Here is a 15,214-nt window from a genome sequence, read left to right on the forward strand (position 1 = left end):
CTGCGGGCGACTCATCCGCCGCGCTCCGGACCCGTCCATGACCGACGCCCCTGCCTCGCCCGCCCGCGCCCCACTCGCCCCGGTCCGGCGCTCGAATGCGACCCTCGCGGCCTTCGCGGCCAGCTGCCTGCCGTATGCGGCGCTGGGCCTGCCTGTCTATGTGACCCTGCCGGAGTTCTACGCCAGCCATGTCGGCGTACCGCTGGCCGCCGTCAGCCTGATCTTCCTGATCGTGCGGCTGGCCGACATCGTCGTCGATCCCTTCCTCGGCATGGTCATCGACCGGACCTCGACGAAATGGGGCCGCTACCGGGTGTGGATGGCCATCGGCGCGCCGATCCTGATGGGCTCGGTCGCGATGCTGTTCTTCGTTGGCCAGGGCGCCGGCGCGACCCACCTCGCGGTCTGGCTGGTCATCATGTACCTCGGCTATTCGATCAGCCTGCTCAGCCAGATGAGCTGGGCCTCGGTGCTGTCGCCCGACTACGACCAGCGCTCGCGCATCTACGGCTTCTGGCAGGTGGCCAACATCATCGGCGTGCTGGCGGTCCTGCTGATCCCGGTCGGCGCCCAGGCCATGGGCCACACCTATGTCGAGGCGGTGCGGATGCAGGGCGGCTTCATCGTCGCGCTTCTGCCGGTCGCCCTGCTGATCACCTTCCTCTTCACGCCGGAGCCGAAGAACGTCACCCCGCCCCCGCACGGCGGCCTTGGCGCGACCCTGGCGTTGATCGCCAAGCCGGTGCTGCGCCGCCTGCTCCTGTCAGACCTGATGCTGGGCGCCGCGCGCGGACTGATCGGGGTGCTGTTCTTCTACTTCTTTGAACAGGCCCGGGGCTTCGAGCGTGAGCAGACCTCGATCCTGCTGTTGGTCTACTTCGTCGCCGGCCTCGTCGGCGCGCCGATCTGGGCCGTGCTGGCGACCCGCATCGGCAAACACAGGGCGTTGGCGATCGGCAGCATCTATTTCGCCGTCAGCTTCGCCGCCGCCACCCTGCTGGTTCCGGCCGGCAACTTCCCCGCCGCCCTCGGCGCCATGTTCGGCACAGGGCTGGCCTTCGGGGCCGCGGACCTGCTGCTGCGCGCCATGATGGCCGACGCCTCCGACGCTATCCGGCTGGACGTCGGCGCGGACCGGACCGGCCTGTTGTTCTCGATCCTCAACGCCACTTCGAAGATGGGCTACGCCATCTCGGTCGGCGCCTTCGCGGTGCTGGAATGGATCGGGTTCGACGCCGCCCCGGGCGCAGTCAACGATCCGGACGTGATCCTTGGCCTGCAGTGGCTGTTCATCGCCGCCCCGGTCGTGCTGCTGCTGATCTCGGCCCTGGTGCTGCGAATCTACCCGCTGACGCCCGAGAAGCACGCCGACATCCGGGCCCAACTGGCTGCGCGGGACGGAGAAGCCCGATGACCCGGGCGGCGACCCCCGTCGACCGCCTCAACGCCATCATGGCCCGGCTGCGCAACCCCGTCGGAGGCTGCCCCTGGGACGTGGAACAGACTTTCCAGACCATCGCCCCCTATACGCTGGAGGAGGCCTATGAGGTCGCCGACGCCATCGAACGCGGCGACTGGGACGAGCTGAAGTCCGAACTCGGCGACCTGCTGTTCCAGGTCGTCTTCCATGCGCGCATGGCCGAGGAACAGGGGCTGTTCGCCTTCGATGATGTGGCGAACGCTATCGCCGACAAGCTGGAGCGCCGCCATCCGCACGTTTTCGGCGACGAGGCGGCCAAGGCGGACGGCGCCGCCCAGAAGGCCCGTTGGGAGGACATCAAGGCGGCCGAGCGCGTGGCCAGGGCGCAGCACGGCGTGCTCGACGACGTCCCGGTCGGCCTGCCCGCCCTGGCCCGCGCCGCCAAGCTCACCAGGCGCGCCGCCCGGGTGGGCTTCGACTGGCCCTCGACCGACGAGGTGTTCGACAAGCTGGACGAGGAGGTCGCCGAACTGCGCGCCGAAATCGCCGCCGGCGACCTCGACAAGGCGCGCGACGAAATGGGCGACCTGCTCTTCGTCCTCGCCAACCTCGCCCGCAAGCTGGGCGTGGAGCCGGAGGATGCGCTGCGCGGGGCGAACGCCAAATTCGTCCGCCGGTTCGGCTTCATCGAAGCCGAGCTGGCGAAGGACGGGCGGACGCCGGAGCAATCCAACCTCGCCGAGATGGACAGGCTGTGGGACGCGGCAAAGGCGGCGGAGCGGCGATAGGGTCGGGATGACCGGCCAGATGGAGATCGGTGATGCTGTTCATGATCATTGAGACCTTCCGGGACAACGACATGGCGCCCGTCTATGAGCGGCTGCGCGAGCGGGGCCGGATGCTGCCCGAGGGCGTCGAATTCGTGGACAGCTGGGTCGAAGCCGGCTTCGCCCGCTGCTTCCAGCTGATGCGGTGCGACGACCTCGCCCGGCTGCAGGCCTGGATCCTGGGCTGGCGCGGGGCAGGAGTCACCTTCGAGGTCATCCCCGTTCTGACCGGCGCCGAGACGCGCCCCTTGTTCGAGGCGATACTGCCCGGGACGAGCGACCCCTCCGCCTGACCTACGAAGACGGGGCCGGCGTTGCGACTGCTTAGGACGTGGAAAACTGGCGCTCGAACCGGCCGAGCGCGGCGGGGTGCAGCCGGACCGTCACATGGGTCCGGCCCTCGGCGTCCGTCTCGCGTCCGGTGACCCGGCCATTCTCGTACAGCCAGGCCAGGGCCTCGCCCTGTGAGGGGGCGAGCACCAGCGCCGTTTCCGGATCGTCATCGATCAGGCCGGCGATGGTCTCGCGCAGGGCCTCGATCCCCTCCCCGGTCCAGGCCGAGACCGCCACGGCCTTGCCCTGGGTCCGCAGCCGGTCGGCCTGGCCGAGCACGGCCTCGCGGGTCTCGTCGTCCAGCAGGTCGGTCTTGTTCCAGACTTCCAGCACCCGGCGGGCCTTGCCTTCCGGCGTCTCGATCTGGGCCAGAACCGCCTCGACGTCCTTGCGCTGGGCCTCGCTATCCGGCGAGGCGATGTCGCGAACGTGCAGGATCAGGTCGGCCTCGCCGACCTCCTCCAGCGTGGCGCGGAAGCTCTCGACCAGTTCGTGCGGCAGGTCGGAGATGAAGCCGACGGTGTCGGCGACGATCGCCGGTCGCCCCTGCGGCAGGCGGATGGTGCGCTGGGTGGTGTCGAGGGTGGCGAACAGCAGGTCCTTGGCGAACACCTCGGAGCCGGTCAGCCGGTTGAACAGGGTCGACTTGCCGGCGTTGGTGTAACCGACCAGGGCCACCGTCGGGAACGGGACCTTCTGGCGCTGCTTGCGGTGCAGGCCGCGGGTGCGGCGCACCTCCTCAAGTTCGGCTTTCAGCTTGACGATGCGGTCGGCGATCAGGCGGCGGTCGAGTTCGATCTGGGTCTCGCCGGGGCCGCCGGTCGAGCCGGTGCCCCCACGCTGGCGCTCCAGGTGGGTCCAGGTCCGCACCAGCCGCGAACGCTCGTAGTCCAGCCGCGCCAGTTCGACCTGCAGCCGGCCTTCCTTGGTCCGCGCCCGGCGGCCGAAGATCTCGAGGATCAGGCCGGTGCGGTCGATGACCTTGCAGTCCCAGGCCTTCTCCAGATTGCGCTGTTGCACCGGCGACAGGTCGTCGTCGATGACCACGGCCTCGGCCTCGGCGGCGCGCACAAGGGCGGCGAGCTCCTCCACCTTGCCCGAACCGAACAGGGTGGCCGGTGCAACCTTGCGGATGCGGACGATCTCTTCCGCGCGCACATCAAGGTCCAGCGCCCTGGCGAGGCCTGAGGCTTCCTCAAGCCGCTCCGTCGCCAGCCGTGAGCTTTCACTGCGGCCGTCGGGATGGATGACGATGGCCCGGATCAGCGGGACGGCGTGGTCGATAAGCGCGGTGGCCAAGGGGCGTGCAGTCTCTCGTGGTCGGATGAAGCCGACAGATAGGTATCCGATCGCCGTCCGGCTATGCCCGAGGCGCTCAGTCCTCGTCGGCTTCCGGCTCGTACAGCTGTACCGGGGCCGACGGCATGATGGTCGAGATGGCGTGTTTGTAGACCAGCTGCGACTGGCCGTCGCGGCGCAGCAGCACACAGAAATTGTCGAACCAGGTCACGATGCCCTGCAGCTTGACCCCGTTGACCAGGAAGATGGTCAGCGGCGTCTTGGTCTTGCGAACGCTGTTGAGGAAGGTGTCCTGAAGGTTCTTGGACTTGTCTTGCGACATGGCAGGTTCAGCCTGTTCTTGATTGTTTCGCCGGCCGGAGGAACGGCCGGGACCGATCGACGCCGGCGGGTCACCTTAACCGGCCCGGCGCGGGTCGCAACGCCTAGATGGCGTCGCGCCGCGCCTGATCGAGGTAGAGCGCCCGCAGCTTCGTGGCCACGGGGCCCGGCTTGCCGTCGCCGATCGTCGCCCCGTCGATGGACACCGCCGGCATCACGAAGCCGCTGGCCGAGGTGTAGAAGGCCTCCTTCGCCCGCTTGGCCTCCTCGACCGAGAAGGCCCGCTCCTCGACCTCCAGGCCCTCGTCCGCCGCCATTCGCATCACGGCGGCGCGGGTGATGCCGTGCAGAATGTTCGACTGGGTGTCTCGCGTCCGCAGCTTGCCGTTCTCGTCGACGATCCAGGCATTGGTCGACGACCCCTCGGTGACCAGCCCCATCTCGTCGACCATCCAGGCTTCGGCGGCGCCGCGCTCGCGGGCGGCCTGTTTGGCCAGCACATTGGGCAGCAGGCCGACGGTCTTGATGTCACAGCGGCCCCAGCGGATGTCGGGATGGGTGATGACCGCCACGCCCTTTTCGGCCGCCGCATTGCCCTTCGACAGCGGCAGGGTGCGGGCGGTGACGATCACGCTCGGCGGCGTCCCTTCAGGCGGGAACGGGTGATCGCGCCGCGCCGTGCCGCGCGTCACCTGGATGTAGACCAGACCCTCGCGCACCCGGTTGCGGCGCACCGTTTCCTTCAGCACCCGCTCAAGAGCCTCGCGGCTCATAGGGATGGGGATGCGCAGTTCGTCCAGGCTGCGGTGCAGCCGTGTCATGTGGCCGTCGAAGTCGGCCATCCGGCCGTCGAACACCGACCAGACCTCATAGACCCCGTCGGCGAACTGGAAGCCGCGGTCCTCGATGTGGACGGTCGCGTCGGCGTGGGGTCGGTAGGTTCCGTTGACGTAGGCGACACGGCTCATGCCTCGACGGCTCCCTCTTCCTCGTCATCGATCGCGCCGCGAGCCGGCGACACGCCCAGCGACTTCAGCTTCCGGTGCAGGGCCGACCGCTCCATGCCGATGAAGGCGGCGGTGCGCGAGATATTGCCGCCGAAGCGCATGATCTGGGCCGCCAGATATTCGCGCTCGAACACCTCGCGGGCCTCGCGCAACGGCAGGGCGATGATTCGCTCGGCGCCCAGCGAACCCGAGGAGCCCGCGTTGGTCGCCTCCTGCGGCAGGGCGTCGGCCCCGATCGGCTCGCTCGGGTCGCCGGTCGCCAGAATCAGCAGGCGTTCGACGTTGTTTCTCAGCTGGCGGACATTGCCCGGCCACGGATGCACCTGCAGCACGGCGATGGCGTCGTCCCCCATCCGTCGCCGCGGCAGGCCCTGCGAGGTCGCCAGGGTCTCGATGAAATAGTCGACCAGCTCCTGGATGTCCTCGCGGCGCTCCGCCAGGGCCGGCACCCGGATCGGCACCACGTTCAGCCGGTGGAACAGATCCTCGCGGAAGCGACCCTCGGCGATCTCCTGCTTCAGGTCGCGCGAGGTCGAGGTGATCACCCGGACGTCGACCTGAACGTCCTGTTCGCCGCCGACCCGACGGAAGCGTTGTTCGACCAGCACGCGCAGGATGCGGCTCTGGCTCTCGCGCGGCATGTCGCCGACGTCGTCGAGATAGAGGGTGCCGTTATGGGCCCGTTCGAACACGCCGATCTTGCTCGGGCGGCCGTCCTGGCCCTCTTCGCCGAACAGTTCGAGGTCCAGCCGCTCCGGCGTCATCCCGGCCGCCGCGATGGCCACGAACTCGCCGCGGGCGCGGGCGCTGGCTTCGTGGATCTGGCGCGCCACCAGCTCCTTGCCGCTGCCCGGCGGGCCCGAGATCAGCACCCGGCTGTTGGCCGGGGCGACCTTGGCGATGGTGCTACGCAGGGTCTGCGCCGCCGCGGAGCGGCCGATGAAGCCGGTCGGCGCCGCGACCTGGGCTCGTAGCCGCCGGTTCTCGCGCTTCAGCGAGGTGGCCTCCAGCGCGCGCTGGACCACGACCACCAGCCGATCGGACTTGAACGGCTTCTCGATGAAATCGTACGCCCCGCGCTGAAGCGCCGTCACCGCCGTCTCGATGTTGCCGTGGCCGGAGATCATCACCACGGGCAGATCGGGGTCCAGCTCCTTGATGACGTCCAGCAGCTCCAGGCCGTCGAGACCGCCGCCCTGCATCCAGATGTCGAGCAGGGCCAGCGACGGCTTGCGCGCCCGGATGGCGGCCAGCGCCTCATCGGAGTTGGAGGCCGTGCGGACGGCGTGGCCTTCATCCTCGAGCAGGCCGGAGACCAGCTCGCGGATGTCCGCCTCGTCGTCGACGACCAGAATATCGGCTCCCGTGGATCGCATGTCGCCTCGCTATTCGCCGGCCGCGGCGACCGGGGGACGGGGCGCTTTCGCATCCCTGCCCCCGGCCGCGGCCGCTTGCAGTGGAGATTTCAGGGGGAAGACCAGGCACACGCGGGCGCCCGACAGCTGTTCGGCGTCGGCCAGCTTCAGTTCGCCGCCGTGTTCCTCGCAGATGCGCTTGACGATGGCCAGGCCGAGGCCAGTGCCCTTCTCGCGCGTGGTCACATAGGGTTCGGTCAGCCGGTCCCGGTCCTTGGCGGGCAGGCCGACGCCGTCGTCCTCGACGATGAAGGTGAGGGTGTCCTCCGATATCTCCAGTCGCGCGCTGATGCCCGGGCGTTTGCCGTCGCCGTCCCTGGGCGCGATCGCCCGCCGCGCCGCCACGGCTTCGCCCGCGTTCTTGAGGATGTTGGTCAGCGCCTGTCCGACCATCCGGCCGTCGGCGTGCAGGACGGCCTTCGGCAACGGCTCGACCAGCTCCACGCCGATATCGGGCGCCGCCACCCGCTGGGCGAAGACGGCCTCGCGCAGCAGTTCGGCCGGGTTCTCGGCGGTGAAGCGCGGCGCCGGCATCCGCGCGAAGGACGAAAACTCGTCGACCATCCGGCCGATGTCGCCGACCTGGCGGATGATGGTCTCGGTGCAGCGGTCGAACACCTCGACGTCGTCGCCGACCTGTTTGCGATAGCGCCGCCGCAGCCGCTCGGCCGAAAGCTGGATCGGCGTCAGCGGGTTCTTGATCTCGTGCGCGATCCGCCGGGCCACGTCGCGCCAGGCCGCGTTGCGCTGGGCGGTGACCAGCCGGGTGATGTCGTCGAACGTCAGCACCATCTCGCCGCCGACACCGCCCTCGATGCGCACGCGCAGGCGCCGCGTCTCGCCGCCCCGGCTGACGTCGATTTCTTCCTCGATGTGGGCCTCGGCGCGGCCGGCCAGCTCGCTCAGCTCCGGCGCCGCCTCGCCCAGCGGCCGGCCGATGATCCTGGCGTCGGACAGGGCCAGCAGTTCCACTGCGCTGTCGTTGATGGCCGAGACGCGTCGCTGCCTGTCGACGCCGATGACGCCCGCCGACACGCCGGACAGGACGGTCTCGATGAAGCGGGTGCGGCCCGTGGCCTCCTCGCTGGCGGCCCGCAGCGCCTGCTGCTGCGTCTCGAGATCACCGGTCATCCGGTTGAAGGCGGCGGTGAGAGTTTTGATCTCGCCCGGCCCTTCCTCACCCTCGACCCGCGCGGTCAGGTCGCCCCCGGCGACCCGGTCGGCCGCCTCGACCAGCCGCCCGATCGGGGCCGAGATCGCGCTTGCCGCGGACATGCCCAGCCACACCGCGCCGACCAGCACCAGGAGCGCCGTCTCGATATAGCTCAGGGCGAAGGCGGCCTGGATGCGCTGTCGGCTCTCCTGCGCCTCACGATAGGCGACGATCGCCGCCTCGCCGTTGCGCATCTGGGCGATCAAACCGGGTTGCAGCGGCCGCACCAGATAAAGGTAGGCGTCGCCATAGGCCGGCAGGCTCATCAGTGAGCGCACCGCGTCCGGGTTCTCCGTGATCTGTTGGGGCGGAGAGCCGTCCTCCGCCGCGGCTTCCAGCATCTCACGCGGCGGCGAGAGATACGGAGGCGCGCCGACCCCTTCGCCGCTTGCCAGAACCTCACCGTCGGCGCCGAGGATGTAGATGGCGGGGTAGCCGAACAGATCCGCGATCTGCACCAGAGCCTCGGAGAATTGAATCCGGTTCTCGAACAGCACCCGGGCTCCGGTAAGCTGTTCGGAAATGACGACGAGATCGGAATCCAGCTCATTCGAGACGTCTTCGACATAGGCGCGCCCGATGGTGGCCCCGTTCTTGACCGCCGCCTGGACATTCTCGCTGAACCATTGGTCCACGCCCCGGTTGACCAGAACCCCGAACACCAGGGCGATCAGCACAGCGGGGACCAACGCCACCAGCGAAAACAGCGTCACAAATCGCAGGTGGAGCCGCGCTCCGGCATGGGTCCGGCGCTGGAACAGGCGGAGCACCCGCCGTCCCACGACGACCGCCAACCCTCCGATCAGCAGAAGGTTGATCGCCAGGATGACAAGTACGGCCTGACTGGCCATGGCCGTGGCGCCTTCGCCGCTGGCGCCCGGCGCGACGGCGACCAGCCAGATCGCCGCGATCGTGATCAGGAAGGCGATCGTATAGGCGATCAGGAAGGTGTTGCGGCGGCGCTCCTCAGACCAGCCGGCGAACCAGCGCGCCGGCCCATTCAGCGGAGCGGCGTCAGGTTCGGGGGCCTTGGAGGGCGAGTCCGTCATGCCGCTCCAGCTTCGGCGAACTGTGGCTCAATATCAACAGCCGAGTTGCCGGAAAGCGTCACCGGCCGCCAGAGCTCCGCCAGCGCCAATTCCACCTGTCCGGGGGCGTCCAGCCGGCACAGCCTCGCCTTGGCCGCGCGTCGCTCCATCGGATCGGTCGGCCAGGGCGCCTGTTCGATGTACCAGCCGAGGTGTTTGCGGAACATCTTCAGCCCCAGCGGCAGCCCGTAGAAGGCGACCGAGGCGCGCAGGTGCTCAACCACGATGGCCAGTCGTTCCTCCGGGCCGGGCTCCTCCAGCACCGTTCCGTCAGACAGCGCCCGCTCCAGATGCGCCGCCAGCCAGGGCCGACCATAGACGCCGCGGCCCAGCATCAAGGCGTCGGCGCCCGATTGCGCCAGCGCCGTCCGGGCGTCTTCGGCGGTGACGATGTCGCCATTGACGATCACCGGCACGCCCACCGCCGCCTTGACCTCGCCCACCGCGCGCCAGTCGGCGACGCCGGTATAGAACTGCTGCCGGGTGCGGCCGTGGACGGTCACCGCCTTGACGCCCAGCGCCTCCGCCCGCCGCGCCAGCTCCGGCGCATTGCGGCTGGCGTCGTCCCAGCCCAGGCGCATCTTGACCGTCACCGGGCGCGAGGTGGCGTTGACCGCCGCCTCCATGAGGCGACAGGCCAGGTCCGGCGTCCGCATCAGGGCCGAACCGCAGGCCGCCGCGGCGACTTCCTTGGCGGGGCAGCCGAAATTCAGATCGATGATGTCGGCCCCGGCCCGCTCGGCCATGCGCGCCCCTTCCGCCATGGCGGCGGGATCGCGTCCGACCAGCTGGATCACGGTCAGCGGCAGACCCTCGCCCACCGCGGCGCGGCGCACCACGTCCGGCCGCGCCTTGGCCAGTTCGGCGGCGGCGACCATCTCGGTGGCGACATAGGCCGCGCCCAGCCGGCTGGCCAGCCGGCGGAACGGCAGGTCGGTGATCCCCGTCATGGGCGCGGTCAGCACCCGGCCGGGCACCCACACGTCTCCGATTTGCACGCCAGTCGCCATCGGCTCCTTACCGCTGCTCCAAGCCCCCTCGTCAAGCAGGACGACGGCGAATAGAAGGCCGGGATGACATCCCCCCTCCCCGCCTTCGCCGCCGTCGTGGTCGCGGCCGGTTCCGGCTCGCGGGCCGGCGGGGGCAAGCAGTGGCGGCTGCTCGGCGGCAGGCCGGTGCTCCGTTGGTCGGTGCAAGCCCTGCTGGAGGCGGGGGCCGAGGACCTCGTCGTGGTCATCCCGGCCGGGGCGGAAGCCGGGGCGGGCGAGGCGCTGGCCGGCCTGACCGGATGGCGCATCGCCGCGGGCGGTGCGACCCGCGCGGACTCGGTGCGAAGCGGGCTTGAGGCCCTTGGAGGGCCGCCCGCTCGTCCGGTGCTGATTCATGACGCCGCCAGACCCCTGCTGACGCCTCCAGTGATCCGCCGGGTGCTGGAAGCCCTGTCGGACGCCGAGGGAGCCCTGCCCGCCCTGCCCGTCGCGGATAGCCTGCGCCGGGGGGACGACGGCCTGATGGCGGACCCTGTCGAGCGAGAAGGCCTGTGGCGCGCACAGACACCGCAGGCCTTCCGCCATGCGACGATCACCGCCGCCTACGCCGCCTGGCCCGCCGGCGAGGCCGCCACCGATGAAGCGACCGTGGTCCAGCGCGCGGGCGGACGGGTCCGCCTCGTCGATGGCGACCCCCGCCTGATGAAACTCACCTTCCCCGAGGATTTCGCCATGGCCGAGGCTCTGATCCCCCGTCAGACCCGCGTCGGCCAGGGCTTCGACGCCCACCGCTGGGGCCCCGGATCGTCGGTCTGGCTGTGCGGGGTCGAGATCGCCCACGACCAGACCCTGATCGGCCATTCGGACGCCGACGCCGGTCTGCACGCCCTCACCGACGCCATTCTCGGGGCCATGGGGGACGGCGACATCGGAGATCATTTCCCGCCCACCGATCCGCAGTGGAAGGGCGCGTCGTCCGACCGCTTCCTCGTCCACGCGGTCGAGCGGCTGCACGCCCGCGGCGGCCGGCTGGTCAATGTCGACGTCACCCTGATCTGCGAGCGGCCGAAGGTGAAGCCGCACCGCCAGGCCATGCGCGAACGTCTCGCCGGCCTGCTGTCGCTTCCGCTGGACGCCGTCAGCGTCAAGGCCACCACGACTGAGGCCATGGGCTTCACCGGACGGGGCGAGGGCCTCGCCGCCCAGGCCGTGGCGACGATCGACCTGCCGGCCTAGGTCGGTCGCTCGGGCGGTGGCCGGAAGGCGCGCCACAGCGAGCCGAACAGGTTGACGTAGTCGTCCGTCCACGGCCGCACCGAGGTCTCCGGCGAGGCGCTCCACTCCGGCCGCGCCCGGAAATCGGCCAGACCCGACGCGGTCGGCGAGATGATCAGCGCCTCCGTCGAGGCGATGGCCATGTCGGGCTGGCTCTGGTCCTCCAGATACAGGTTGTGCAGGCTGGGTTTGCCCAGAGCGTGCGCCGCCGCGATGGCCGGCAGGGTGATGTCGAGGTTGCGGTTCGACAGGTGCAACAGCACCACGCCGTCCGGCTTCAGCAGCTTCAGATAGCCCTCGATCGCCTCCACAGTCAGCAGGTGCGTCGGCACGGCGTCCGACGAGAAGGCGTCGATGATCAGCAGATCATACGATCCCGCCGGCTCGCGGTTCAGGGTCAGCCGGGCGTCGCCCAGCACGGTGCGGATCGGCCCGTCGGCGCAGTCGGAGATGTAGGTGAACCAGCGGGGATCGCGCGACAGCCGGTCGACCATCGGGTCGATCTCGAAGAAGGTCATGGTGTCCTCGGCCCGCTTGTAGGCCGCCATGGCGCCCGAGCCCTGACCCACCACGCCGATCGTCGCCGGCCCGCGCGCCTCGACGATGTCCGCCGCCTGACCGATCGGCGTCAGCGGGTTGTAGTAAAGGGTCGGCCGGCAGTCGAAGGCGCTGTCGCGCGCCTGCGCCCCGTGCAGGGTGGTGCCGTGCATCAGCACATGCACCGGACCGCCCATGCGCGAATCCTCGATCTCGGCCACCCGCATCACGCCGAAGAAGCTGCGGCCCGAATAGCTCCAGTCGTAGATCCGCACGACGTACTGCGATGACAACGCGATCATCGCCAGCACGGCGACGAAGACCAGCGCCCGGTCCCTCAGCAGGAAGGCGCAGATCGCCACCGGCCCTAGAATCCACAGCGCCAGCTGGTCGAGCCCGAACGGCGAGATCTCGTAGAACCGCCCCCGCGCGTTGTCGTCATAGGTCAGCCAGGCCGACAGCAGCACCGGCACGAGGGCGAACACGGCCGCGGCCACGAGCGCCCCGATTTCCTCGCCCCGCAGCTTCCCCCTGCCCCACGGTCGCGCCAGTCCGACCAGCACCAGCACCAGCGGATATTCCCAGACCATGTTGAAAATGACCGGCGCCAGCAGGGCGGTGAAGGCCCCGCCGAGGACCCCGCCCACCGACAGCAGCAGGTAGAATTCCGTCAGCCGGTCCGGCGGCGGCCGCCTCGCCGCCAGCGTCTGATGGCACATCAGCGCGGCGAGGAAGAAGGCGAGGATGTGCACGGCGAAGGCGATCGGCCACTCCAGCGTGCGGAAGGCCACCAGCAGCACGCACACCGCCCCGATGGCGCCTTGCGCCGCCAAGGTGATCGGCAGCGGAATCCAGGGGCGGGCCTGGAAGGCGATGACGAAGGTCAGCAGGTACAGGGCCAGCGGAATGACCCAGAGAAAGGGCGCCGAGGCCACGTCGGTCGACAGGTGGGCGGTCACGCCGAGCATCAGACTGGAAGGCGCGGCCGCGAGCAGGACCAGGATCCCCTTCTCGCGCCACGGAATCGGCGGCGTCGCCGCGAGCCGGGCGGGTTCGGCGGTGCGATCCAGACGCCGGCGCCAGACCGCCACGGCCAAGGCCGCGACCATCAGCAGAAAGGCCCAGTAGCCCCCCGTCCAGCCCATCCTCTGTCCGAACAGATTGGTCAGCGGCTCGATCAGGAACGGATAGGACAACAGCGCAAGGAAGCTGCCCAGGTTCGACGCCGCATAGAGCACGTAGGGGTTCTCGCCGTCCGCATGGCCGACGCGGACCCGCGCGAACCACGCCTGCAGCAGCGGCGCGGTGGCCGAGAGCACGGCGAACGGCGCGCCGACCGAAAGCGCCAGCGTCGCCAGCAGCCAGCCGATCGGCGCCGACGGGTCGGGGTCGCCGAGCCAGCCGTTGATGCGCAGCGGCAGGAACAGGGCGGCGAGCAGCAGCAGCGCCAGATGGATCGCCACCTGCACCTTGATCGACGCCACCCGCTGCAGCAGGTGCGCATAGAGATAGCCGGCCAGCAGCGCCGCCTGGAAGAAGACCATCGCGGTGTTCCACACCGCCGGAGATCCGCCCAGCATGGGCAGGACCAGCTTGGTCACCATCGGCTGGACCACGAAGACCAGCGAGGCCGAGGTGAAGATGGCGACCGCGAACAGCAGCGGCGTCAGACGGTCGACCGGCAGGTCGCGGACCGCAGAGTCGCCAGTGGTGTCGCTCATGCCCGCCCCGTATGCTGGCGCCGCCCCGGGGCGCATCGCGCCACCCTGGACCGACTCGCCGCCCCTTCGGAAGGCCCTCGCCGCATGTTTCCAGACGATATCGAAGCCCTTGCCCGCAAGGTCGTCGAAGCCGCCGCCGCCCGCAGCCTGATGATCGCCACGGCCGAGAGCTGCACCGGCGGCCTCGTCTCCGCCGCCCTGACCGCCGTGGCGGGTTCGTCGGCCGTCGTCGAGCGCGGCTTCGTGACCTACAGCAACGCCGCCAAGAGCGAGCTTCTGGGCGTCCCTGTCGCGCTGATCGAGAGACAGGGTGCGGTATCGGAGCCGGTCGCCCGCGCCATGGCCGCAGGAGCCCTGGCGCGTTCGTCGGCCCAGATCTCGGTCGCCGTCACCGGCATCGCCGGCCCGGGCGGAGGATCGGCCGACAAGCCGGTCGGACTGGTGCATTTCGCGGCGGCCGGGCCCGGAGGCCTGATCCATGTGGTGCGCCGCTTCGGCGACATCGGCCGTGAGGCGGTCAGGCTGGATAGCGTCCGCGTCGCGCTGGACCTGCTGCTGGACCGGATCGGCGCATGATCGTCGACGCTCGCGGCCACCGTTGCCCGACCCCCAGCCTCCGGCTGCAGAAGGCCATGCGCGAGGCCGGTCCGTCGACGCGCCTGACCCTGCTGGCCACCGACCCTATGGCCCGAATCGACGTGCCGCATCTGTTGGCGGGGCTCGGCGGACGGGTGGTCTCGATCGGGGAGGCCGACGGCGTCCTGACTATCGAGGTCGAGACGCCCGGCGCTCCGACAGGTTGACGACGGACTCCGGCAGCGGATCGGCCGGCTCCAGCTCCGGCGCCCCCGCCGAACGCTGGACGATCTCCATCTCGGTCGCGAACGCGCCGCCGTAGAAGATGGCGTTGACGTTCCACGACAGCCAGATCAGCAGGACGACGATGGCGCCGACCGAGCCGTAGGTCGCGCCCAGGGGAGCGATCTGCTCGACGTAGATGGCGCACAGCCAGGACGAAATCGTCGACATCACCGTCGCCACGATTCCCCCGACGATGGCGGGGAACCAGGCCACCGGGGTCCGGTGCGACATGGCGTAGCGATAGAGCATCGTCAGCCCGACTCCGAGGCCGAGGGCGGGCCACAGCCCAACGAAGGCGAGGCCACCGCCTCCGCCGTTCGCGACGGCGCCGGGCCCTGTGTGCTCGAGCAGGCGTGAGGTCACCACGGCGCCCGAGACCACCGTGAACAGGGCGAAGGCGAACAGGGCGACAAAGAAAGCCAGCAGGTTGAACTTGAGGAAGCCGTGCGGCTCGGTCTCGTCATGGATCAGGTTAAGTCCGGCCAGCAAGGCCTTGAAACCACGATGGGCGGCGTAGCCACCGATGATCAGGGCGAACAGGCTCTGCGTCGAGACCGTGCTGGCCGAGGCGTTGGCCAGCCGGTCGATCTCGGTCATGAAGATGGCCCGCGCCGCATGAGGCATGACGTCGGCCAACGCCGCCGCCTGCTCGCTGACCTGACCGATCGAAAGCACCGCCTTGTAGAAGCCGATCAGGATGGCGATGGCCGGAAACACCGCCAGCAGGGCGAAGAAGGACACGCCGCCCGTATAGAGCATGACGTCCCGGCCCCAGCTGCGCGCGAAGGCCTTGACCGCCAGCCGCCCCCACAGCGCCGGCGCCGCCCAGCGCGCAGCGTCCTTCATTTCCACCCCGGCCTGCAAATCGATATCCCGTACCGCCCCGATGGAGCCCCCTTTAGCGCATT

General features: G+C 69.8%; 14 protein-coding genes. 6 read left to right on the forward strand and 8 right to left on the reverse strand.

Annotated elements, in window-relative coordinates; all coding sequences use genetic code 11:
* Positions 1-37: 37 nt before the first annotated feature.
* The 3 genes from V6M45_RS00400 to V6M45_RS00410 are packed head-to-tail and all read left to right on the forward strand — an operon-like array spanning position 38 to position 2,540.
* Positions 38-1,414 (forward strand): MFS transporter, encoded by a 1,377-nt coding sequence (locus V6M45_RS00400; RefSeq protein ID WP_332653218.1) that lies wholly within the window; start codon positions 38-40, stop codon positions 1,412-1,414.
* Positions 1,411-2,208, forward strand: coding sequence for a nucleoside triphosphate pyrophosphohydrolase (gene mazG, locus V6M45_RS00405; protein WP_332653219.1), 798 nt, complete (start codon positions 1,411-1,413; stop codon positions 2,206-2,208). The genes V6M45_RS00400 and mazG overlap by 4 nt, the downstream gene beginning before the upstream one ends.
* Before the next feature lie 32 nt (positions 2,209-2,240).
* The gene (locus V6M45_RS00410; RefSeq protein WP_332653220.1) at positions 2,241-2,540 is read left to right on the forward strand and encodes a DUF3303 domain-containing protein; all 300 of its coding nucleotides are present in this window, start codon (positions 2,241-2,243) and stop codon (positions 2,538-2,540) included.
* Positions 2,541-2,571: 31 nt separating this feature from the next.
* On the opposite strand, the gene hflX is transcribed toward V6M45_RS00410, so the two are convergent.
* The 6 genes from hflX to dusB all read right to left on the reverse strand — a co-directional run bounded on the left by hflX (position 2,572) and on the right by dusB (position 9,933).
* Positions 2,572-3,879, reverse strand: a complete 1,308-nt coding sequence (gene hflX / locus V6M45_RS00415; protein ID WP_332653221.1) for a GTPase HflX — start codon at positions 3,877-3,879, stop codon at positions 2,572-2,574.
* Between the two features lie 76 nt (positions 3,880-3,955).
* Positions 3,956-4,201, reverse strand: coding sequence for an RNA chaperone Hfq (gene hfq / locus V6M45_RS00420; RefSeq protein ID WP_055830158.1), 246 nt, complete (start codon positions 4,199-4,201; stop codon positions 3,956-3,958).
* 103 nt (positions 4,202-4,304) lie between these two features.
* Positions 4,305-5,168: a D-amino-acid transaminase gene (locus V6M45_RS00425; RefSeq protein WP_332653223.1), complete on the reverse strand. Its 864-nt coding sequence runs from the start codon at positions 5,166-5,168 to the stop codon at positions 4,305-4,307.
* Positions 5,165-6,583, reverse strand: a complete 1,419-nt coding sequence (ntrX, locus tag V6M45_RS00430; RefSeq protein WP_332653224.1) for a nitrogen assimilation response regulator NtrX — start codon at positions 6,581-6,583, stop codon at positions 5,165-5,167. The genes V6M45_RS00425 and ntrX overlap by 4 nt, the downstream gene beginning before the upstream one ends.
* 9 nt (positions 6,584-6,592) lie before the next feature.
* Entirely contained in the window at positions 6,593-8,884 is a 2,292-nt protein-coding gene (locus tag V6M45_RS00435) for a sensor histidine kinase NtrY-like (RefSeq protein ID WP_332653226.1), read from the reverse strand.
* A complete protein-coding gene (dusB, locus tag V6M45_RS00440) occupies positions 8,881-9,933 on the reverse strand; it encodes a tRNA dihydrouridine synthase DusB (RefSeq protein ID WP_332653227.1) in 1,053 nt (350 codons plus the stop codon). Before dusB ends, V6M45_RS00435 begins: the two co-directional genes overlap by 4 nt.
* Positions 9,934-9,996: 63 nt before the next feature.
* Here dusB and V6M45_RS00445 point away from each other — a divergent pair, with 63 nt between their 5' ends.
* Positions 9,997-11,148: a bifunctional 2-C-methyl-D-erythritol 4-phosphate cytidylyltransferase/2-C-methyl-D-erythritol 2,4-cyclodiphosphate synthase gene (locus tag V6M45_RS00445; protein ID WP_332653229.1), complete on the forward strand. Its 1,152-nt coding sequence runs from the start codon at positions 9,997-9,999 to the stop codon at positions 11,146-11,148.
* Here the strand turns inward: V6M45_RS00445 and V6M45_RS00450 are convergent.
* Positions 11,145-13,445: a fused MFS/spermidine synthase gene (locus tag V6M45_RS00450; RefSeq protein ID WP_332653230.1), complete on the reverse strand. Its 2,301-nt coding sequence runs from the start codon at positions 13,443-13,445 to the stop codon at positions 11,145-11,147. The genes V6M45_RS00445 and V6M45_RS00450 overlap by 4 nt on opposite strands.
* A gap of 84 nt (positions 13,446-13,529) precedes the next feature.
* On the opposite strand from V6M45_RS00450, the gene V6M45_RS00455 reads away from it, so the two are divergent.
* Together V6M45_RS00455 and V6M45_RS00460 are read left to right on the forward strand one after the other, a co-directional pair.
* Positions 13,530-14,021 (forward strand): CinA family protein, encoded by a 492-nt coding sequence (locus V6M45_RS00455; protein WP_332653232.1) that lies wholly within the window; start codon positions 13,530-13,532, stop codon positions 14,019-14,021.
* On the forward strand, positions 14,018-14,248 hold the full coding sequence (locus V6M45_RS00460; RefSeq protein WP_332653233.1) for a sulfurtransferase TusA family protein: 231 nt from the start codon (positions 14,018-14,020) through the stop codon (positions 14,246-14,248). The genes V6M45_RS00455 and V6M45_RS00460 overlap by 4 nt, the downstream gene beginning before the upstream one ends.
* Here V6M45_RS00460 and V6M45_RS00465 read toward each other — a convergent pair.
* A complete protein-coding gene (locus tag V6M45_RS00465; protein WP_332653235.1) occupies positions 14,211-15,152 on the reverse strand; it encodes a YihY/virulence factor BrkB family protein in 942 nt (313 codons plus the stop codon). The two genes, V6M45_RS00460 and V6M45_RS00465, sit on opposite strands and share 38 nt — an antisense overlap.
* Between the last annotated feature and the right edge of the window lie 62 nt (positions 15,153-15,214).

Origin of the sequence: Brevundimonas sp. (assembly GCF_036676055.1) — a bacterium.
Taxonomy (GTDB): Bacteria; Pseudomonadota; Alphaproteobacteria; order Caulobacterales; family Caulobacteraceae; genus Brevundimonas.

Excerpts from the sequence above, each read along its gene's own strand:
- ntrX (WP_332653224.1), bottom strand. The coding sequence starts at position 6,583 with ATGCGATCCACGGGAGCCGATATTCTGGTCGTCGACGACGAGGCGGAC.
- V6M45_RS00410 (WP_332653220.1), top strand. The coding sequence starts at position 2,241 with ATGCTGTTCATGATCATTGAGACCTTCCGGGACAACGACATGGCGCCC.
- V6M45_RS00460 (WP_332653233.1), top strand. The coding sequence starts at position 14,018 with ATGATCGTCGACGCTCGCGGCCACCGTTGCCCGACCCCCAGCCTCCGG.
- V6M45_RS00455 (WP_332653232.1), top strand. The coding sequence starts at position 13,530 with ATGTTTCCAGACGATATCGAAGCCCTTGCCCGCAAGGTCGTCGAAGCC.
- V6M45_RS00435 (WP_332653226.1), bottom strand. The coding sequence starts at position 8,884 with ATGACGGACTCGCCCTCCAAGGCCCCCGAACCTGACGCCGCTCCGCTG.
- V6M45_RS00400 (WP_332653218.1), top strand. The coding sequence starts at position 38 with ATGACCGACGCCCCTGCCTCGCCCGCCCGCGCCCCACTCGCCCCGGTC.
- mazG (WP_332653219.1), top strand. The coding sequence starts at position 1,411 with ATGACCCGGGCGGCGACCCCCGTCGACCGCCTCAACGCCATCATGGCC.
- dusB (WP_332653227.1), bottom strand. The coding sequence starts at position 9,933 with ATGGCGACTGGCGTGCAAATCGGAGACGTGTGGGTGCCCGGCCGGGTG.
- V6M45_RS00450 (WP_332653230.1), bottom strand. The coding sequence starts at position 13,445 with ATGAGCGACACCACTGGCGACTCTGCGGTCCGCGACCTGCCGGTCGAC.
- V6M45_RS00445 (WP_332653229.1), top strand. The coding sequence starts at position 9,997 with ATGACATCCCCCCTCCCCGCCTTCGCCGCCGTCGTGGTCGCGGCCGGT.
- hfq (WP_055830158.1), bottom strand. The coding sequence starts at position 4,201 with ATGTCGCAAGACAAGTCCAAGAACCTTCAGGACACCTTCCTCAACAGC.
- V6M45_RS00425 (WP_332653223.1), bottom strand. The coding sequence starts at position 5,168 with ATGAGCCGTGTCGCCTACGTCAACGGAACCTACCGACCCCACGCCGAC.
- V6M45_RS00465 (WP_332653235.1), bottom strand. The coding sequence starts at position 15,152 with ATGAAGGACGCTGCGCGCTGGGCGGCGCCGGCGCTGTGGGGGCGGCTG.